17 protein-coding genes and 1 pseudogene are annotated in these 19,922 nt (G+C 67.3%); 5 read left to right on the top strand and 13 right to left on the bottom strand.

The genetic code is table 11. From position 1 onward, the window contains the following. The first annotated feature begins 89 nt into the window (after positions 1-89). Positions 90-770 carry a histidine phosphatase family protein gene (locus tag AC1MDG_RS06720; RefSeq protein WP_479808289.1) on the top strand — a complete coding sequence of 227 codons (681 nt, stop codon included), beginning with the start codon at positions 90-92 and terminating at the stop codon, positions 768-770. An 18-nt stretch (positions 771-788) separates the two neighbouring features. Here AC1MDG_RS06720 and hutI read toward each other — a convergent pair whose 3' ends face one another. The 4 genes from hutI to tdh all read right to left on the bottom strand — a co-directional run bounded on the left by hutI (position 789) and on the right by tdh (position 5,508). After that, positions 789-2,000: an imidazolonepropionase gene (gene hutI / locus AC1MDG_RS06715; RefSeq protein WP_479808288.1), complete on the bottom strand. Its 1,212-nt coding sequence runs from the start codon at positions 1,998-2,000 to the stop codon at positions 789-791. Positions 2,001-2,011: 11 nt separating this feature from the next. Then, complete coding sequence (locus AC1MDG_RS06710; protein ID WP_479808287.1) at positions 2,012-3,139, bottom strand: NAD(P)/FAD-dependent oxidoreductase; 1,128 nt, start codon at positions 3,137-3,139, stop codon at positions 2,012-2,014. A 40-nt stretch (positions 3,140-3,179) separates the two neighbouring features. Then, positions 3,180-4,388: a glycine C-acetyltransferase gene (locus AC1MDG_RS06705; protein ID WP_479808285.1), complete on the bottom strand. Its 1,209-nt coding sequence runs from the start codon at positions 4,386-4,388 to the stop codon at positions 3,180-3,182. A gap of 73 nt (positions 4,389-4,461) precedes the next feature. After that, the gene (gene tdh, locus AC1MDG_RS06700) at positions 4,462-5,508 is read right to left on the bottom strand and encodes an L-threonine 3-dehydrogenase (RefSeq protein ID WP_479808284.1); all 1,047 of its coding nucleotides are present in this window, start codon (positions 5,506-5,508) and stop codon (positions 4,462-4,464) included. A gap of 155 nt (positions 5,509-5,663) precedes the next feature. On the opposite strand from tdh, the gene AC1MDG_RS06695 reads away from it, so the two are divergent. Then, the gene (locus tag AC1MDG_RS06695; RefSeq protein ID WP_479808282.1) at positions 5,664-6,572 is read left to right on the top strand and encodes a LysR family transcriptional regulator; all 909 of its coding nucleotides are present in this window, start codon (positions 5,664-5,666) and stop codon (positions 6,570-6,572) included. 83 nt (positions 6,573-6,655) lie between these two features. Here AC1MDG_RS06695 and gatB read toward each other — a convergent pair whose 3' ends face one another. The 4 genes from gatB to AC1MDG_RS06675 form a co-directional block, all read right to left on the bottom strand. Then, positions 6,656-8,164, bottom strand: a complete 1,509-nt coding sequence (gene gatB / locus AC1MDG_RS06690; protein ID WP_479808281.1) for an Asp-tRNA(Asn)/Glu-tRNA(Gln) amidotransferase subunit GatB — start codon at positions 8,162-8,164, stop codon at positions 6,656-6,658. Further along, complete coding sequence (gene gatA, locus AC1MDG_RS06685) at positions 8,164-9,741, bottom strand: Asp-tRNA(Asn)/Glu-tRNA(Gln) amidotransferase subunit GatA (protein ID WP_479808280.1); 1,578 nt, start codon at positions 9,739-9,741, stop codon at positions 8,164-8,166. Before gatA ends, gatB begins: the two co-directional genes overlap by 1 nt. Positions 9,742-9,744: 3 nt before the next feature. Next, on the bottom strand, positions 9,745-10,041 hold the full coding sequence (gatC, locus tag AC1MDG_RS06680) for an Asp-tRNA(Asn)/Glu-tRNA(Gln) amidotransferase subunit GatC (protein WP_043479953.1): 297 nt from the start codon (positions 10,039-10,041) through the stop codon (positions 9,745-9,747). Between the two features lie 162 nt (positions 10,042-10,203). After that, complete coding sequence (locus AC1MDG_RS06675; RefSeq protein ID WP_479808278.1) at positions 10,204-11,676, bottom strand: CitMHS family transporter; 1,473 nt, start codon at positions 11,674-11,676, stop codon at positions 10,204-10,206. A gap of 180 nt (positions 11,677-11,856) precedes the next feature. Here AC1MDG_RS06675 and AC1MDG_RS06670 point away from each other — a divergent pair, with 180 nt between their 5' ends. Continuing rightward, on the top strand, positions 11,857-13,587 hold the full coding sequence (locus AC1MDG_RS06670) for a sensor histidine kinase (RefSeq protein ID WP_479808277.1): 1,731 nt from the start codon (positions 11,857-11,859) through the stop codon (positions 13,585-13,587). Further along, positions 13,580-14,242, top strand: coding sequence for a response regulator (locus AC1MDG_RS06665; protein ID WP_479808275.1), 663 nt, complete (start codon positions 13,580-13,582; stop codon positions 14,240-14,242). The genes AC1MDG_RS06670 and AC1MDG_RS06665 overlap by 8 nt, the downstream gene beginning before the upstream one ends. Before the next feature lie 76 nt (positions 14,243-14,318). Here the strand turns inward: AC1MDG_RS06665 and AC1MDG_RS06660 are convergent, their stop codons facing one another. Further along, the gene (locus AC1MDG_RS06660; protein ID WP_479808274.1) at positions 14,319-14,702 is read right to left on the bottom strand and encodes a RidA family protein; all 384 of its coding nucleotides are present in this window, start codon (positions 14,700-14,702) and stop codon (positions 14,319-14,321) included. A 47-nt stretch (positions 14,703-14,749) separates the two neighbouring features. Next, entirely contained in the window at positions 14,750-15,253 is a 504-nt protein-coding gene (locus AC1MDG_RS06655) for a GNAT family N-acetyltransferase (protein ID WP_479808273.1), read from the bottom strand. A 271-nt stretch (positions 15,254-15,524) separates the two neighbouring features. Here AC1MDG_RS06655 and AC1MDG_RS06650 point away from each other — a divergent pair. After that, positions 15,525-16,318 (top strand): annotated as a pseudogene (locus tag AC1MDG_RS06650) (LLM class oxidoreductase). A 25-nt stretch (positions 16,319-16,343) separates the two neighbouring features. Here AC1MDG_RS06650 and AC1MDG_RS06645 read toward each other — a convergent pair. The 3 genes from AC1MDG_RS06645 to AC1MDG_RS06635 form a co-directional block, all read right to left on the bottom strand. Beyond that, a complete protein-coding gene (locus AC1MDG_RS06645) occupies positions 16,344-17,156 on the bottom strand; it encodes an inositol monophosphatase family protein (RefSeq protein WP_479808271.1) in 813 nt (270 codons plus the stop codon). Then, positions 17,153-19,477, bottom strand: coding sequence for an NAD-dependent DNA ligase LigA (ligA, locus tag AC1MDG_RS06640; RefSeq protein WP_479809035.1), 2,325 nt, complete (start codon positions 19,475-19,477; stop codon positions 17,153-17,155). Before ligA ends, AC1MDG_RS06645 begins: the two co-directional genes overlap by 4 nt. A 156-nt stretch (positions 19,478-19,633) precedes the next feature. Further along, positions 19,634-19,897 carry a hypothetical protein gene (locus AC1MDG_RS06635; protein ID WP_043479689.1) on the bottom strand — a complete coding sequence of 88 codons (264 nt, stop codon included), beginning with the start codon at positions 19,895-19,897 and terminating at the stop codon, positions 19,634-19,636. Positions 19,898-19,922: the final 25 nt, after the last annotated feature.

Here is a 19,922-nt window from a genome sequence, read left to right as displayed (position 1 = left end):
CTTTCTGGTTCTTTCCTGTCCGCCGCTTCGGGAGCCCCCGGGCAACGCAACCCGGAAGCTGCGTGGTCCGGGGCCTATGCTTGGGATTTATGAGTGCGCCCGGAAAAATCATCATGATCCGGCATGGCCAGTCCGCCGCCAATGCCGACACTTCCATTTATAACCGGGTGCCTGATTACCGGATACCGCTGACCGAACTCGGCGTGGCACAGGCCCGGGCAGCGGGCGAGAACATCCGCCGCGAACTTAACGGGCAGCCGGTGTGTGTCTATGTGTCGCCGTATCTCCGGGCCTACCAGACCCTCGAAGCGCTCAACCTGGGACCGCTCGTGGAGCGGATCATCGAAGAACCCAGGCTCCGCGAACAGGACTGGGCCAACTTCCAGATCGCCGGGGACATCGAGGACCAGAAGGAGCTCCGGAACGCCTATGGCCACTTCTTCTACCGGTTCCGCGAGGGTGAATCCGGCTCCGACGTCTACGACCGGATCTCCTCGTTTATGGAAACCCTGCACCGGCACTGGTCCAAGCCCAGCTACGCTCCGAACGCCCTCTTTGTGACCCACGGGCTGACGATGCGGCTGTTCTGCATGCGCTGGTTCCACTGGTCCGTGGAGTATTTCGAGTCCCTCAACAACCCGGACAATGCCGAGGTGCGGATCCTGGTGCGCACCCGCAAGGGCAAGTACGAACTGGACAAGCCGTTCAGCCAGTGGGAGGACCGCCGGGTGGACGAGACAGTCCTGGACGCTCCGCCCATGGTCTTCTAGGTCCTCCCAACCGGCGCGCTAGCGGGCGCGGACGCCCGCCCGCCAGACGGCGTGGGTCAGCGGGATGCCCGGCCGGTAGGCCAGGTGCGTGGCGGAGGGTGCGTTGAGCAGGTGCAGATCCGCGCGGTGCCCGAGGGCGATGGAACCCACCGCCCGTTCGCCGTCGACGTCGTTCCCCGATTCCCGCCGTAGCGCGAGCGCACCGCCGTACGTCGCGGCACGGACGGCCTCGTGGACGCTCAGCCGCATCTGGAGGACCGCGGTGGTGACGCAGAACGCCATGGAGCTCGTATAGGAGGTGCCGGGGTTGCAGTTGGAGGCCAGGGCAATCGGCACCCCGGCGTCGAGCAGCTCGCGCCCGGGGGCCAGCGGCTGGCGGGTCGAGAGGTCGCAGGCCGGCAGGCACGTCGCGACGGTGCCCCGCTCGCCGGCGCCGGCCGCCGATTCCCAGCCGGACCAGGTGTCCGCGAGGGCGTGGACGTCGGCGCGGGACAGGTAGTTCACGTGGTCCACGCTGGCGGCCCCGAATTCAACCGCCAACCTCACCCCGGGCCCCTCTCCCAGCTGGTTGCCGTGGACGCGCAGGCCCAGGCCCGCGTCCTTGCAGGCCTGCAGCACACGGCGCGACTGTTCCTCGTTGAAGGCCCCCTGCTCGCAGAACACGTCCGCCCAGCTGACGTAGGGCCGCACGGCCGCCAGCATGGGCCCGCACACCAGGTCGGTGTATTCGTCCGGGTCTTCACCTGCTGGGACCAGGTGGGCGCCCAGGTAGGTGACTTCGTCCGCCACCGTGGAGGCGATGCGCGCGCTGCGCGTTTCGTTCTCCACGTCCAGTCCGTAGCCGGTCTTGGTTTCCAGGTACGTGGTTCCCTGCGAGACTGCTTCGGCCACGCGGCCCAGGGCGAGCCGGGTGAGGTCGTAGTCGCTCGTCCCGCGGGTGGCGCCCATGGTCACGGCGATACCGCCGGCGCTGTAGCTTTCGCCGGCCATCCGGGCCTCGAACTCCGCAGTCCTGTCACCGGCAAAGATCAGGTGCGTGTGCGAATCCACCCAGCCCGGCAGCAGAGCGCGGCCGCCGGCGTCCACTGCGTCGTCGGCGGCCGGCGCTGCCGACGCCGGCCCGAGCCAGGAGATACGCTCCCCTTCGATCACCACGGCGGCCTCCTTGAGGACGCGGTGTTCCACGTCCTGGGTCATCAGCTCGGCAATATTGGTGATCAGGGTGCTCATGAGTCTATCCTTCAGTGCCGGATGGACCAGCGGGTCGCGGCCAGGGCCGCCGCTGTCCGGGATGCCGGACTGAGCCCGGCCTCCCCGTCCCAGGCGCTCTGCCCCACGGACGGTCCTGACAGGATCAGCTCCGCTGCCAGTTCCGCAATCCCGGACGAGGTCTGGAAACCGTAACCGCCCTGTCCGGCGAGCCAGAAGAATCCGGTGGCTTCGGCGTCGAACCCCACCACCGGCACGCCGTCGGCAGCTTCGGTGCGAAGGCCGGTCCACGAGGACTCGACGTTCGTGATGCCCAGCGTGGTCACCGCGTTGAGCCGCGCCACCAGCGCCTCCACATCGCCCGGGTACGGCTTCGCGTCCTCGGGGCCGCTCGGCACGGATTCCGACGGCGAGATCAGCACGCCGTTCCCCTCCCTGCGGAAGTAAAACGATTCGTCCGCCGCCGCCACCATGGGGCAGGACTCCGGGAGGGGACGTTCGACGCCGACAATCGCCGCCGTACGGCGGTACGGCTGGAGGCCGAGCTTCTCCACGCCGCTGATCACGGCCAGTTCGTCGGCCCAGGCTCCGGCGGCATTAACCACAACTCCGGCCTGGAACGCTTCCTGGCCGGCCCCGAGCTCCCAGCCTGATCCCAGCCGCTGGGCGGAATGGACCTTGGCGCCGGTGATGATGTCCACCCCGCCCGCCTCGGCGCGTTGCCGGTGGTCTTCCAGCAGCACGGGGGCGTTGCAGGCGAACGAGCCGGTGTCCAGGCCGGCCGCGGTAAAGAATCCGGGATCCAGCACCGGGCACAGCTCCAGTGCCTCGGCATGGGAAATCCGGTGCATGTGTCCGCTGGCTTCTTCCCGGACGGTGTCTTCGTCGCCGATCAGCATGAAGCTGCGCGGCGAAAGGACCGGCTCCGGAAGCTCCGCGTCCCGCGCCGCAATCAGCCCGAGCGTGCGGAGGGTCAGCTCCTGCACCACCATGGGGCCGTAGCTGGGGATCAGTTGCCGGGCCGAGCGGGCCGAGGTGTGATAGGCGAGGGACTGTTCGGCCTCGACGAGTGCAACGCTGCATTTACCGGCAAGGGCAGAGGCGAGGGACAGCCCGGCAATGCCGCCGCCCACAATCACCACATCGTAATTAGCTGACATGCCTACATCCTTGCACCCGGCGGGGCGTCACGTCAGTACCTTACGCCCCCACACCGTCGCGGCTGCCCACGAACGCCCGGACGCAGGCTTCGACGTCCTCGGTGCTGTGCGCTGCGGAGAGCTGAACCCGGATCCGGGCGGCCCCCTTGGGCACCACGGGATAGCTGAAGGCGGTGACGAACACTCCGTGCTGGAGCATCCGGTCTGCCACCTTCGCGGCCATGACGGCGTCCCCGAACATCACGGGCACGATGGCGTGCTCGCCGTCCAGAAGGTCGAACCCCTCCTCCGCCATCCGGTTCCGGAACAGTTCGGCGTTGGCGAACAGTTTGGCACGCAGTTCTGCGGAGTTCTCCACGAGGTCAAGCGCCTTGAGTGTGGCGGCCACGATGGCCGGCGCGAGCGAGTTGGAGAACAGGTAGGGGCGCGCCTTCTGGCGGAGCATGGCCACCACCTCAGCGCGGCCGGAGACGTAGCCGCCGGACGCCCCGCCCAGGGCCTTGCCGAACGTTCCCGTGTAGATGTCCACACGATGGCCCACGCCGGCGTGCTCCGGGGTTCCCGCACCGGTGGCGCCCATAAAGCCGACGGCGTGGGAGTCGTCCACCATCACCAGGGCATCGTACTTTTCGGCCAGGTTGCAGATGGCTTCGAGCGGCGCGAGGTAGCCGTCCATGGAGAACACGCCGTCCGTCACGATGATCGTGCGGCGGGCCGGGTTCTCCTGCCCAGTGGCCTCGATCAGTTTCGCTTCGAGGTCCGCCATGTCGCGGTTGGCGTACCGGAACCGCCGGGCCTTGCAGAGCCTGATGCCGTCGATGATGGACGCGTGGTTCAGGGCGTCGGAGATGACAGCATCCTCGGGGCCGAAGAGGGACTCAAACACGCCGCCGTTGGCGTCGAAGCAACTGGAGAAGAGGATGGTGTCCTCAGTGCCCAGGAACTTGGAGACGCGCGCCTCCAGTGCCAGGTGCAGGTCCTGCGTTCCGCAGATGAAACGCACGCTGGCCATGCCGAAGCCGCGCTCGTCCATCGCCGCCTTCGCTGCTGCAATGATGTCCGGGTGGTCGGCCAGGCCCAGGTAGTTGTTGGCGCAGAAGTTCAGCACGTCGGCGCCTGCCTCGCCGATCTGGCCTGCCGTGATGTGGCTGGCCTGGGGCGAGTCGATGTGGCGTTCGGTCTTGAACAGGCCCGCCGTGCGGATCTCATCCAGCTCGTTCTGCAGCTGGTCCTTGATGGCTGAATACATGGGGTGCGCTCCTCAGCTGGGTGAATTCTTGTGTTCTGGTGCCGAAAGTTTTTGGGGGGTGGAAGTTTGGGGACTAGAAAACGGTCCAGTCGAGGACAACCTTGCCGCCCACACCGGCGCGGGCAACCTCGAAGCCCTTCTCCCAGTCCGTGGCGGGCAGGGTGTCCGTGACCACCGCCGAGATGTTGGCGTGGAGCACCGGGTTGGAGGACAGCATGGCGCTCATGGCGTACCAGGTCTCGAACATTTCGCGGCCGTAGATGCCCTTCATGGTCAGCATATGCGTGACCACCTTGCCCCAGTCGATGTCGATGGACTGGCTCGGCAGGCCCAGCATGGCGATCCGGCCGCCATGGTTCATGTTGTCGATCATTTCCGGCAGGGCGGTGGGGTGCCCGGACATTTCCATGCCGATGTCGAACCCTTCGCGCATGCCCAGTTCACGCTGGGCGTCCTTGACCCGCATCTTCGACACATCGATGGCGAGGTCAACGCCCAGCTGGCGCGCCAGCTCCAGCCGCGGTGCGGACACGTCCGTGATGGCAATCTTCCGGGCCCCGGCGTGGCGGGCAACGGCAATGGCCATCAGTCCGATCGGCCCGGCGCCGGTGATCAGCACGTCCTCGCCCACCAGCGGGAAACTCAGGGCGGTGTGGACGGCGTTGCCGAAGGGGTCGAAGATGGCGCCAAGTTCGGGGGTGACTGAAGGATCCTGGTGGACCCAGACGTTGGTCTCGGGGATGACCACGTACTCGGCGAAGGCGCCGTCCCGCTGGACTCCCACGCTCACGGTGTGGATGCACATCTGCCGGCGGCCGGCGCGGCAGTTGCGGCAGATGCCGCAGACAATGTGCCCTTCGCCGGAGACGCGGTCGCCCACCTTGACGTCGCGGACGTCCTCGCCGGTTTCCACCACCTCGCCGTAGAACTCGTGGCCGGCGATCAGCGGAGCCTCGATCATGCTCTGCGCCCAGGCATCCCAGGACTGGATATGAAGGTCCGTGCCGCAGATCCCGGTGGTCATCACGCGGATCTTGACGTCGCCGGGGCCCGCTTCCGGCTCGGGGCGGTCCACCAGCTCAAATCCGGCGTGTGCACCGGCTTTGTACAGAGCCTTCATTGGCTTCCTTACTCTTGGTATCTGTTCTCAGGAACGAGGTGCCCGGCGGAGGTGCTGCCGGGCTGACTCCTTCATTAGAACCACAAAGAAGCATTAGCACAACCGAATTCTTCTCAATCGACGATTTAGAAATCGCTAAGCAATAGACTGGGGAGATGGAAGTCCATCAGCTGGAAATGCTTCGGGAACTCGGCGCCCTCGGCAGTGTTAAAGCGGTCGCCGAAACGCTCCTGGTCACCCCCTCCGCCGTGTCGCAGCAGCTGGCGGCACTCCAGCGCAGCGTGGAGGTCCCGCTGACGCGCAAGGAGGGCCGCAACCTGGTGCTGACCGAAGCCGGCCAGGCGCTGGCTGACGCCGGGGCCGCCGTCGTCAGCGCGATGGCCGATGCGCGGATGGCGATCGGTGCGTACCACGGCTCCACGGTGGCACCGGTGACGGTGAGCGGCTTCCACAGCGCCGGCCAGGCCCTGTTCGCGCCACTGGCCCGGCTGCTGGACTCACCGGACAAGCCCAGGGTCCTGCTGTCCGACGAGGACGTGGCGCAGCACGACTTCCCCGCGCTGACTGCCCGGTATGACCTGGTGCTGGCGCACCGCATGGACCATAGCCCGCGGTGGCCGGAGGAACGGGTGGCCGTTATCCCGCTTGCGCACGAGCCGCTGGACGTGGCGTTGTCCGCCGGGCACCCGCTGGCGGGCAAGGAAACGCTGACGGCGCACGACGTCGTCGGTGAACCGTGGGTGACCAGCCACGCCGGGTACTCCCCCGCGGACGTGCTGTCCGCCGTCGCCGCGGTGTCCAGCCGGGAGCTGAACATTGTCCACCGGATCAACGACTACTCCACCGTGGCCGGGCTGGTGGCCACGGGCAGCGTCATCGGTCTGCTGCCGCGGCACACGGCGAAGCCGGTCCTGAACCCGGAGATCGTGCTCCGGCCGCTGCAGGGCATCAGCACCCGGCGCCGGATCGACATCCTGGCCCGGCCGGAAAACCTGAAGCGGACCTCGGTGATGATGGTCTGCGAGGCCCTCGAGGACATCATGGCCGGGCTCGTGTCCCCTTAAAACCCAACCGGGTCGCAGTAGATGTCGTTATGAGCGTTCAAAACGACATTAACTGCGACCCAGTTGGGTTAAAACAGGCTTGCTTAGCCTTCGACGCCGAGACGCTCGAGGATCAGCTCGCGGACACGGCCGGCGTCGGCCTGACCGCGGGTGGCCTTCATGACACCGCCCACGATCGCGCCGATGGCCTGCACCTTGCCGCCGCGGATCTTGTCAGCGACGTCGGGCTGCGCGGCGAGGGCCGCGTCAATGGCTTCCAGCAGGGGGCCGTCGTCAGAGACCACGGCCAGGCCGCGCTTCTCCACGATCTCCGCGGGGGTGCCTTCGCCGGCGAGGACGCCGTCCAGGACTTCGGCGGCCATCTTGTTGTTGATCTTGCCGGCTTCCACCATCTTGTTCAGCTCAACGATGGTTTCCGGCTTGACGCCCAGCTGGCCGGGGTCCACGTCGGCGTTCTTGGCACGGCCCACGATCTCGCCCATCCACCATTTGCGGGCGACGGTTGCCGTGGCACCGGCGGCGATGGTTTCTTCGATCTCGTCCATGACGCCGGCGTTGACCACGTCGCGGAATTCGAGGTCCGAATAGCCCCAGTCGGCCTGCAGTCGCTTGCGGCGCTCGGCCGGCGGCTCGGGCAGGGTGGCGCGCAGCTCCTCCACCCATTCGCGTGAGGCAACAATCGGAACGAGGTCCGGCTCCGGGAAGTAGCGGTAATCGTCGGCGTCGGACTTGGCCCGGCCCGACGTCGTCGAGCGGGTGTCCTCGTGCCAGTGGCGCGTTTCCTGGATGACCGGCTCGCCGGAGTCCAGCACGGCGGCGTGCCGCTGGATCTCGTAGCGGACGGCGTGTTCGACGGCGCGCAGCGAGTTCACGTTCTTGGTCTCGGAGCGGATGCCGAAGCGTTCACGGCCGTGCGGGCGCAGCGAAACGTTGGCGTCGCAGCGCACGTTGCCGCGTTCCATCTTCGCGTCCGAAACGCCGAGGTTCTTGACGATCTCCCGCACGGCGGCGACGTAGGCCTTGGCCAGTTCGGGCGCACGGCTGCCGGCGCCCTGGATCGGTTTGGTGACGATTTCCACCAGCGGTACACCGGAGCGGTTGTAGTCCACCAGCGAGTAGTCCGCGCCCTGGATGCGGCCTGCGGCCCCGCCCATGTGGGTCAGCTTGCCGGCGTCCTCTTCCATGTGGGCGCGTTCGATTTCGACGCGGAACACGGTGCCGTCGGAGAGTTCGATGTCCAGGTAGCCGTCGTACGCGATGGGTTCGTCGTACTGGGAGGTCTGGAAGTTCTTCGGGGTGTCCGGGTAGAAGTAGTTCTTCCGGGCGAAGCGGCAGGTCTCGGCGATCTTGCAGTTGAGCGCCAGGCCGATCTTGATGGAGGACTCGATGGCTGTCTTGTTCACCACGGGCAGCACGCCGGGCATGCCGAGGTCCACCTCGTTGACGTTCGTGTTCGGTTCGTCGCCGAACACGTTCGGGGCGGAGGAGAACATCTTGGTCTTGGTGTTGAGCTCCACGTGGACCTCGAAGCCCAGGACGGGATCGTACTTCTCCATGGCCTCTTCGAAGCTCAGGGTTGCGTCAGTGCTCATTATTTTGCCTCCTGGGTTTCGAGGGTCTCGGCAGGCTCGACCACCGAGGTGGCCAATTCCGGCGCCTTGTCCAGCAGCGGACCGCCCCACTGTGCCTCGAGCAGCGATTCGAGCACGGCACCCACACGGTACAGGCGCGCATCCTGGCGGGCCGGGGCCAGGAGCTGGATGCCCACCGGCAGTCCGTCCTCATCGGCCAGGCCGCCCGGCAGGGACAGGCCCGGGACGCCGGCCATGTTGGCCGGGATGGTGGCGACGTCGTTCAGGTACATCGCCAGGGGGTCGTTCAGCTTCTCGCCGAGCTTGAAGGCCGTGGTGGGGGCCGTCGGGGAAATCAGGACGTCGGCCTGGGCGAACGCGGCCTCGAAGTCACGCTGGATGAGCGTGCGGACCTTCTGGGCCGAGCCGTAGTAGGCGTCGTAGTAGCCGGCGCTGAGCGCGTAGGTGCCGAGGATGATGCGGCGCTTCACTTCGTCGCCGAAGCCGGCGGCGCGGGTGGCTCCCATGACGCGTTCGATGGTGAGCGGCGCATCCTTGGGCAGAACGCGCAGGCCGTACCGGACGCCGTCGAACTTGGCCAGGTTGGAGGAAGCCTCCGAGGGCATGATGAGGTAGTAGGCTCCCAGGGCGTACTTGAAGTTGGGGCAGGACACCTCAACGATTTCCGCGCCGGCCTGCTTGAGCAGCTCCAGCGATTCGTTGAAGCGGTTCTCGACGCCGGCCTGGTAGCCCTCGCCGTGGAGTTCCTTGATGATGCCGATCTTCATGCCGTCCACGTTGCCCAGCCGTGCGGCGGCAACGAGGTCTTCCAGGGGGTCAGGCAGGGACGTGGAGTCGTGGGGGTCGTGGCCGCCGATGACCTGGTGCAGGAGGGCAGAGTCCAGCACGGTGCGGGAGACGGGGCCGATCTGGTCCAGCGAGGAAGCCATTGCGATGGCCCCGTAGCGGGAAACACTGCCGTAGGTGGGCTTGACGCCCACGGTGCCGGTGACGGCGCCCGGCTGGCGGATGGATCCGCCGGTGTCCGTGCCGAGGGCAAGGGGCGCTTCAAACGCGGCGACGGCGGCAGCCGAGCCCCCGCCGGAGCCGCCCGGGATCCGGTCCAGGTCCCACGGGTTGCGGGTGGGGCCGTAGGCGGAGTGCTCCGTGGAGGAGCCCATGGCGAATTCGTCCAGGTTGGTCTTGCCCAGGATGGGCATCTTGGCGTCACGGAGGCGCTTGACCACGGTGGCGTCATACGGGCTGTGCCAACCCTCGAGGATCTTGGAGCCGGCCGTGGTGGGCTGGCCGATGGTGACGATGAGGTCCTTGACGGCGATGGGCACGCCGGCCAGTTCGTGGAGTTCCGCAGCGGCCGGGCCGCCGGCGGCACGGATGGCGTCCACCTCTGCGGCGACGGCGAGCGCCTCCTCGGTGTTGACGTGCAGGAAGGCGTGCACGCCCCGCGGGCCGCCGTCCACCGCTGCGATGCGGTCGAGGTACGCCTGGGTGACCTCAACGGAGGTGACCTCGCCGGCTGCGAGCTTCTGGGCGAGCGCGGCGGCGGAGAGGCGGATCAGTACGTTGTTCTCAGTCATGTGTCAGTCCTCATCCAGGATTGCCGGAACCTTGAAGCGGCCTTCGTAGGCGTCAGGGGCACCGCTCAAGGACTGCTCGGAGGTGAAGGTGTGGCCCACAACGTCCTCGCGGAACACATTCGTCAGCGGAATCGGGTGGGACGTGGCCGGGACATCATCACCGGCGGCTTCACTTACGGACTTCACTGATTCGACGATGACGGCGAGTTCGCCGGCCATCCGGTCCAGCTCTTCAGCACTCATCTCGATGTGCGCGAGACGCGCGAGATGCGCGACGTCGTCGCGGTTGATCGCAGCCATGGATCTCCCCTGCAATGTAGTTTTGGTTTCCCCCATAGTCTACGTTGCAACAGTGTGCCCGCCTGACGACCCCCAGCGGGCGTCAGACGGGCAACACCGACCCGCGGCGCCGGCCTCAGGCAGCGTGAGCTGCAGGCAACAGGAGCCGCGGGCAGCTTTACCCTAGCCGATGCCGATGGCTCCCGTCAGCATTCCGACACCGAGCATGACGAGCGAGATGACGGCGGTACGCCACAGCACTTTCTTGTGGTGGTCGCCGAGGTCCACCTTGGCGAGTGACACGAGCAGCAGGATGGCGGGCACCAGCGGGCTCTGCAGGTGGAACGGCTGGCCGGTGATGGAGGCCCGCGCCATGTCGGCGGCGCTGACGCCGTAGTGTGCCGCGGTCTCGCTCAGCACGGGGAGGACACCGAAGTAGAAGGCGTCGTTGCTCATGAAGAACGTCATGGGGATGCTGAGCACGCCGGTGATCACGGCCATGAACGGGCCCATGCTGGTGGGGATGATCTGGACCAGCCAGGCGGACATGGCCTCGACCATGCCGGTGCCTTTCAGTACGCCGGTGAGGACCGCTGCGGCCATGACCATGCTGACCACGGCCACGATGGACGGGGCGTGGGCGATGAGCTGGGCACCCTGGTCCTTGACCTTGGGGAAGTTGATGAGCAGGGCGATGGCGGAGCCCACCATGAAGACGAACGGCAGCGGCACCAGGTCGGCCACGAGCATGACCATAACGGCGACGGTGAGGCCCAGGTTGAACCAGAACAGCTTGGGTCGCAGGGTCTTGCGGTTCGGGTCAAGGGCGGTGTCCGCCATGGCGGAGTCATGGTCGTCCACGAGGGTTTCGGTGCGCTCGAGGACTGCGACTGAACCGCCGACGGCGGGGCCGCCCGGTGCGGTGCCGGTGCCGGTGCCGCCGTTGCCCGGGCCGCGGCGGGAGGTGCTGCTACCGCCGCCGGTGATGCCGCCGTCGAACTCTTCTGCAGTATCCGGCACGCCCCAGATTTCCGGTGCGGTGGTGCGGAGCCGGTTGCGTTCCTGCAGGCCAAGCAGCCAGGCGAAGGCGAAGACCACCACGAGGCCTGCGATCAGGGAGGGGATCATGGGGACGAAGACGTCGTTGACGTCGATCTTCAGCGCGGTAGCGGCACGGGCGGTGGGGCCGCCCCACGGCAGGATGTTCATGGTGCCGTTGGCGAGGCCGGCGACGCAGGTCAGGACCACCGGGCTCATCTTCAGGCGCAGGTAGACGGGCAGCATGGCTGCGGTGGTGAGGATGAAGGTGGTGGAGCCGTCGCCGTCCAGGGACACTGCGGCGGCCAGGATGGCGGTGCCGAGCACCACCTTGGCGGGGTCGTTGCCCAGCTTGCGGAGGATGAACCGCACCAGGGGGTCGAACAGCCCGACGTCGATCATCAGGCCGAAGTAGATGATGGCGAACATCAGCAGGGCCGCGGTGGACGTCATGGACTTCATCGAGTCAAGCACCATGTCCCCGATGCCGAGTCCCGCCCCGGCGAAAAGCCCGAAAACGGTGGGGACGATGATTAGCGCCAGCACCGGCGTCAACTTCTTCGTCATGATCAGCACCATGAATACCGCGATCATGGCGAATCCAAGTAATACCAGCACGGCCGGCTCCTTTGTCAGTCAATGGCACCACTCCGGTGTGATGCGCACTACAGACGTTAGAGTGGCCCGCGTCACGGCAGTGCCTTTGGCTCAATTGATTGGCATACTGCTTATTGGGAGCATTTTGCTCATTTAGCTCAGCAGCCACCACCCCGTCAGCACCACCCCGTCAGGAGGGCAATGAATCGTCCGGCACCGAGGCCGCCGCTGCGGTTCTCCACGCAGACCCTGCTGCTCCAGCTCGGAGTGGTTTTGCTCGTTGTGCTGCTCAGCGGCGCCGTGCATGCCTGGCTGACGTACGAGCGGCTGGGCCGCGAAGCCGAGAACCAGGCGCTCACCCTGGCCCGCACCGTCGCCTCGGATCCTGCGGTCCGCCGGGAAGTCCAGGCCATCAGCCGCGAAGCGGGCACTCCCCCGGCATCCGTGCTGCTGGCGGGCCCGCTGATGGCGGTGGCTGAAGGTGCCCGCACCCGCACAGGGGCGCTGTTCGTGGTGATAACAGACGAGACAGGCCTGCGCCTGGCCCACCCGGATGCCGACCGGCTGGGCGAAAAGGTCAGTACGGATCCGTCCGAGGCGCTCTCCGGCAAGGAGGTCACCACCCGGAACACTGGAACGCTGGGGCCCTCAGCGGGGGCCAAGGTGCCGGTCTTCGGACCGGATTCGGGCACGGTGGTGGGCGAGGTCAGCGTGGGGTATTCCACGGAGAGCGTGGTCCAGAGCCTGGCCCGCGACATCACGCCGATTGCGCTGACCGCGGCGGGTTCGCTGCTGGCCGGAATCCTGGCCTCGTTCCTCCTGCGCCGCCGCCTGCAACGGCTGACGCTCGGCCTGGAACCGGAGGAGATCAGCACGCTGGTGCACGACCAGGTGGCGGTTCTCCAGGGCGTTGACGACGGCGTGATCGGCGTTTCGGCCGACGGCAGGATCAGTGTTTTCAATGCAGCCGCCCAGCGGCTCCTCGACAGGCCGGACCTCGCCGGCACGCCGTGGAAGCAGGCCCCGGTCCCGGAACAGCTGAAGGCGCTGACCCTGCCGGACGCCGCGGAAGCCGACGCCGTCGAAGTCATCGCCGGCGGCCGCGTGCTGGTGGCCAGCGCCCGCAAGGCATTGCACCGGCAGGAAGACCTGGGCTGGGTGGTGATGCTCCGCGACCGCACCGAGCTCCAGCATCTGACCCGCCAGCTCGATGCCGTGGGCACCATGTCCACGGCGCTGCGGGCCCAGCGCCACGAGTTCGCCAACCAGCTGCACACCATTGCCGGTTTCATGAGCATCGGGCAGCACCAGCAGGCCCGCGACTACCTGGCCCGGCTGGCTGCCACGGGACCGCTGAAGTTCCCGGTGGACCAGGCGGAGCTCCTCCAGGACCCGTACTTGCAGGCTTTCGTGGGCGCCAAGGGCGTGGAAGCGGACGAACGCGGCGTGATGCTGCGCATCGGCCCGGAAACGCTGGTGCGCGGCCAGGTCACCGAGCCGCAGGACGTCACCACGGTGCTGGGGAACCTGATCGACAACGCCGTGAACGCCGCCGTCGCCGGTTCCGCGGCGGACCGCTGGGTGGAAGTAGAGCTGCTGGACGAACCGGGACCCGACGGCGGCACGCTGCATATCGTCGTCGCGGACTCCGGCGACGGCCTGGCCGTGCACTCCGCGGCGGGCGGGGCGGACGGGCCCGGTGCGGATGCCGTGTTCGCCGAGGGGTTTACGACGTCGGTGCGGCCGGCGCGTGCCGGCGGCGGCCAGGGATTGGGGCTGGCCCTGGCCCGGCAGCTTGCGCGGCGCCGCGGCGGGGACGTCCGGGTCCTGGAAGCCGGCTCCCCCGGCGGCCCGGGCGCCGTCTTTATGGCGACACTGCCGCGGACCACCGCCGGGATCAGCGAAGTAACCGGAAAGGACAACGATGGCTGAGGATTTCAGGGTTCTGATCGTGGATGACGACTTCCACGTCGCCAAGCTGCACGCGGCCTACGTGGATTCGGTGGCTGGTTTCCTGGCGCTGCCGCCGGCGGGTTCGGCATCGCTGGCGTTGCAGGCCATCCACAGCCTGCGCCCGGACCTGGTGCTGCTGGATGTGTACCTGCCGGATGCGTCCGGCCTTGACCTGCTCGGCCAGCTGGACGTGGACACCATGATCCTCAGTGCGGCGTCGGACGCGGCCTCGCTGCGGGTGGCCTTCCGCCGCGGCGCCCTGGGCTACCTGCTGAAGCCGTTCACAGCCGAGTCCCTGTCGCAGCAGCTGCGCTCCTATGCCCGGTACCGGCGGATCCTGGCCCAGCCGGGGGCGCTGGACCAGGACACGGTGGAACGGGCCAAGCGTTCGCTGATTCCCGGCGACGTGGCTCCCTCCGCCAAGCCCCGCTCCGCCACCGAGGCCGCCGTGCTCGAATCGCTGGTGCCCGGGGAACAGTATTCCGCGGCCGAAGTCGCCGGGCGGGTGGGAGTCTCCCGGGCCACCGCCCAGCGGTACCTGTCCTCGCTGGCGGACGACGGCGCCGTCGACATCCAGCTGCGCTACGGAACAACAGGCCGCCCGGAACACCGCTACGGCCTGCCTGCAAAGTAGCGCGAACGGACACTTGAGGCCCCTAAATCCGCGGATTCAAGGGCCTCGAGTGTCCGTTCGCGCTGGTTGGAGCCGGTTAGTTGGCGCTCTTCTGGGCCACCAGTTCGATCTCCACCAGCATCTTGGGGTCCAGGAACGGCAGCACGTGGACCAGGGACAACGTGGGGCGGATCTCGCCGAACACTTCACCGTGGGCGCGGCCGGCGTCTTCCCACTTGCTGATGTCCGTCAGGTACAGCTTGGACTGCACCACGTCGGCATAGTCGAATCCGGCCTCGGCCAGGACGGCGCCCAGCTTTTCCAGGATGTACCTGGTCTGGGTGTAGAAGCCCTCGCCCACGATGCCGTTGTCGCCGCTCGCCGCGGTGGCGGAGATGTACAGGGTGTTATCCACCTGCACCGCACGGGAATAGCCGAGGGTCTGCTCCCACGAGGAGCCGGAGCCGAATGTCTTGCGCATGGGTGTGCCTTTCGATGGTGCCTTGAGTCGGCACCACTTTAGGGCGGCTACACGTCGAGCCGGTAAACCAGCAGCTTTATGTCGGTGTCCGGCACGAACCAGTCGCGTTCGGGAACGCGGTGGAAGCCTGTCTTCCGGTACAGCCCGTGCGCGCTCTCCCACGTGCGGCCGGTGGTGAGGGCCACGGCCTTGATGCCGTCCAGCGACTTTGCGTGGTCGATGATCGCCTCGACCATGGCCTTGCCTGCGCCGCTGCGCTGGACCGACGGGTCCACCACCAGCATGCGGAATTCGAGTTCGTCCGGCAGTGCGATGTCCGCGAAAGGTTCACCCGCGACGGCGAGCGTCACCGAACCGACAATGCGCCCCGCCCGCTCGGCAACCCAGATGGTGGCCTGGCCGGCCCGTTTGGCCACGTCCTGGATCTGCAGCATGTAGGGGTGGTCGGCACTCGCGAAGTAGCCGGCGGCGAGGTAGGCGTCCCGCGTAATGCGGGCCACGGCGTCGAAATCGGCCGGGACGGCGGGACGAATGATGATCTGCGAATGCACTTATCCATGGTAGTCGCGGGCGCACGTCCGGACCCGCGAAAGGGCCGTTTCCGTGACTGAGCTATCACTACGCGCTCTGCGTCCGGGTGTTGCCCTGAGTTGCCCTCCGTTTCGCGGCGTTGCTCTGCGTTGCCCCGTATTTCCGGGTGTTTCCCTGCATTTCCGGGCGTTGCTCCAGTGGTCGGCGGCCCTGGCCGGCCGCCGCCGGGCTGTGGTTGATTTGCACCACCGACGCCGGCAACCACGCCGCCCCGATAGACAGGAACCTCCCGTGGCAACCCCTCAGCGCACGCTGCACCTCAACGCCTTCCTCATGAGCACCGGGCATCATGAAGCCTCCTGGCGGCTGCCCGAAAGCAACCCGCTGGCTAGCCTGGACATCAGCCACTACCGCGCCCTCGCCCGGATTGCCGAGCGCGGCACCTTCGATTCCATCTTCTTCGCCGACTCGCCCGTGATCTTCGGCAACGTGGGCCGCCGGCCGGCATCAAGATCCTTCCCGGAATCGTGCCCGTGCTGGCCGGTACGGAAGCCGGGGCCAGGAAGCTTGAACGCGAACTCGATGAGCTGATCCGTCCGGAGTATGCGCGGATCGAACTTGCCCGGACGCTGGGCGTCGGCCCGGACGACCTGCCGCTGGACAGGCAGCTGCCCGCCGACCTCCCCGATGAGGATTCAATCCAGGGCGCCAAGAGCCGCTACACCCTGATCGTGGAGCTTGCCCGCCGCGAACGTCTCACGGTGCGGCAGCTGATCGGGCGCCTGGGTGGGGGCCGCGGGCACCGCACCTTCTCGGGAACACCGGAGCAGGTGGCCGATGCCATTCAGCTCTGGTTTGAGAACGGCGCTGCCGACGGCTTCAACATCATGCCGGCAGTATTGCCCTCAGGGCTTGAGACATTTGTGGACCACGTGGTGCCGGTCCTCCGGCAGCGCGGCCTGTTCCGAACCGAGTACACAGCCGACACGCTCCGGGGGCATTACGGGCTGGAGCGCCCGCTCAACCGGTACTCAGGCGCCGCCGGACTCTCAGGCGCCGCCGGACTCGCGGGCGCGCACGCCTGAGCGGGCGCCACGCCTGAGCCGGCTCCTAGAGCGGAAACTTGCCCGACAGCTCAAGGGTGCCGGCACACGTCCAGGCCGCCAGGCGTTCCTCGTCCGACGGTCCGCCGTCGAGGGGGCTCGTGAGGCGGGGCCGGCGCACCCAGCACCCCGCTTCCTCGGCGATGAGGGCGCCCGCCGAGAAATCGTGCTCATTGAGTCCGCGTTCCCCGAAGGCGTCATGGGTTCCGTCCGCCACCAGGCAGAGGTCCAGGGCAGCGGACCCCAGCCGGCGCACATCGGCAAAACCTTCCATGAAACCGCCGAGTGCCGCTGCCTGCTCGGCGCGGACGCCGGGATCGTAGCTGAAGCCGGTGGCCAGGATCTGACCGGCCCGGCCCGGAACAGGTCCGGTGAGCTGGGTCCGCTGCCCCCGCTCCTCGAGCCAGGCGCCTCCCCCGCGCGACGCGTAGTAGATGCGGCCCAGGGCCGGGGCATTCACGACGCCGGCAAGCCAGACGCCGTCGGGATCCGCCACCGCCACCGACGTGCCGTAATAGACGATGTTCCGGATGAAGTTGGTGGTGCCGTCCAGCGGGTCGATTGACCAGCGAAATCCGCTGGGGTTGTCGCGACTGATGGTGCCATGTTCCTCGCCGGTGACGGCGTCCTGCGGCCGGACCCGGCCGATGACTTCACGCACGGCGTTTTCGGCCGCGACGTCGAAGGCGGTGACCCAGTCGCCCGGGGCTCCCTTGTTGCTGACGTCCAGGGCGTCGCCATTGCGGGTGGCGAGCACCGCGGCTCCGGCCGCGGCTGCCGCTTTCGCCACTTCGAGCAGGTCCGCTGCGGTGAGGCTCATTCCGTCGGCTCTTCCTGGTGATCTTCGAGGGCGTCGCCGTTGCTGGCTGCGTGGCCCGCGGAACCGGCCGCGTCCGACTGCGCCGCGTCCGACTCCGCCGCGTCCGCGGGGTCAGCCAAGTCGGCCGGGCCGGCCGGGCCGTTGGCCAGCAGCGCGCGGAAGCCGTCCTCGTCCAGCACGGGAACGCCGAGCTGTTCGGCCTTGTCCAGTTTCGTTCCGGCGTTCTCACCCGCGACGACGTAGCTGGTGTTCTTGGAGACGGATCCCGACGCCTTGCCGCCCCGGATGAGGATGGCTTCCTTGGCTTCATCCCGGCTGAAGCCCTCAAGGCTTCCGGTGACCACGACGGTCAGCCCTTCCAGGGTCCGCGGGGTGGATTCGTCCTGCTCGTCCTCCATCCGCACGCCGTCCTCAGCCCACGTGTCCACGATTTCGCGGTGCCAGTCCTCGGCGAACCATTCCTTCAGCGCAGCCGCGATCACCGGGCCCACACCGTCGACGTGGGCGAGTTCCTCCTCCGAGGCCTGCCGGATGGCGTCCATCGAACCGAAGGCCGTGGCGAGCGCCCGCGATGCCCGCGGGCCGACGTGCCGGATGGACAACGCGACCAGAACGCGCCACAGGGGCTGCGTCTTGGCCTTTTCCAACTCGTTGAACAGTTTCTCCGTGGTGGCCGTCGGCTTGGACGGCGACTTGGCTGTGCCCTTGGTGTAGAAGTACGGCACGAGTTCGAATTCGCCCGTAGCCACGCCCTTGGACCGCTTCTCACGGCGGATCCGGACATCGGCAAGGTCTTCGCGGGTGAGCCGGAAGAGCGCGGCCTCGCTGGTCAGCGGAGGCGTTGCGGGCTCGGCCGGCTGGGTCAGGGCAATCGCCGCTTCCCAGCCGAGGGCCTCAATGTCGAACGCGCCGCGGCTGGCCACATGGAAGACGCGTTCGCGCAGCTGGGCCGGGCAGGACCGGGAATTGGGGCAACGGATGTCGACGTCGCCCTCCTTCCCGGGGGCAAGCGGCGTCCCGCAGGACGGGCACTCCGTGGGCATGACGAAGTCACGCACCGGCGGTTCCTGCTGGTCCCGGAGTGCCAGGACCGGCCCCACGATCTCCGGGATGACGTCCCCGGCTTTGCGCAGCACTACGATGTCGCCGATCTTCACACCCTTGGCTTTGACCACGTCCTGGTTGTGCAGGGTGGCCATTCCTACGGTGGACCCGGCAACTTTCACGGGTTCCATGATGCCGAATGGGGTGACCCGGCCGGTGCGCCCCACGTTCACGGCGATGTCCAGCAGCTTGGTGTGGACTTCCTCCGGAGGGTATTTGTAGGCCACCGCCCAGCGGGGGACCCGCGAGGTGTAGCCGAGGGCGCGCTGCGTGGCGAAATCATCCACCTTGACCACTATGCCGTCGATCTCATGGGTGAGGCTGTGCCGTTTGTCGCCGTAGCGCTTGATGAAATCCAGCACTTCCTTCAGGCTGCCGAGGACCTCGAAGTACGGGCTGGTGGGCAGGCCCCACTCGGCAAGCTGGCGGTAGGTGTCGGACTGGCTGACGGTCTCCAGCCCTTCGCGGGCGCCGATGCCGTGCACGTACATGCGCAGCGGGCGCTTGGCAGTTTCCGCAGGGTCCTTCTGCCGGAGCGAGCCGGCGGCAGCGTTGCGCGGGTTGGCCAGCGGCGCCTTACCTGCCTCGATCAAGGCCTCGTTGTATTCGGCGAAGGCCTTGGACGGAATGAAGACCTCGCCGCGGACCTCCATCTCGGCCGGGTAGTTCCCGCCGGTCAGCTGCTGCGGGATCTCCTTGATGGTCAGGACGTTGTGGGTGATGTCCTCGCCCGTGTAGCCGTCCCCCCGGGTGGCGGCGCGGACCAGCTTGCCGTCGCGGTAGAGCAGGTTCACCGCCAGGCCGTCGATCTTGAGTTCAGTGAGCCATGCGGGTCCGGCAGTACCGTTCCCGAGTTTGGCCACGGACGCCTCGGCCTTGGCGATCCAGGCTTCAAGTTCCTCGAGGGAGAAGACGTCCTCCAGGCTGTACATCCGCTGGAGGTGTTCGACGGCGGCAAAGGCGGCGGACACTTCGCCGCCCACTTCCTGGGTGGGCGAATCGTTGGCCACGAGTTCCGGGTGCATGGCTTCGATTGTTTCGAGGCGCCGGAAGAGCTCGTCGAACTCGGCGTCCGAAATGATGGGCGCGTCCTCCTGGTAGTACGCGAAGCGGTGCTTGCGGACCTCTTCCACCAGGTTCTCGTATTCCTCGCGCACCGCACCGGAGGGCACCTGATCCCGGTCGGTGCCCGATTGGCTTATGCCTGCCCCGGTCATGCTTTGCGTTTCAGTTTCTGCTGCCGTGTTCCCTGTGCTCACAGACCTATCCTGCCCTAGATCTCCGACATTGTCCGGCTACCGGCAAACGGAGGTCCCGGACGCTTTGTTGCGTCCGGGACCTCCGTTTCAGCATTGCCGGCGGTGCGGCGTTCCCTAGCGGGAAGCCTCTTCCTGCTGGGCAGCGTTCTTGCTGGCCTGCTTGCCGGCCTCTTCCAGGGCACGCGCCACCCGGGCCAGGTCCGCTACGTGGCGGCCGGACCATTCGCTGCGGAACTTCTCAGCGTCCGGGCCCTTCCAGTCGGTGCTGTCAAGAGCCTTCGTCAGCTGCGACTTGGCCTTCTCGATCTCGGACGAACCAGCCTGAAGCTTGGTTCCCAGTGCCTTGAGCTGAGCAATGTCTGCACCCCAAATAGCCATTAGTTTTCTCCTTCAGTCAACGGAC

Source organism: Arthrobacter sp. AIWTK1 (assembly GCF_056680535.1).
The sequence above is the reverse complement of the archived record's forward strand: the minus strand, read 5'-3'. Positions and strand labels throughout refer to the sequence as shown.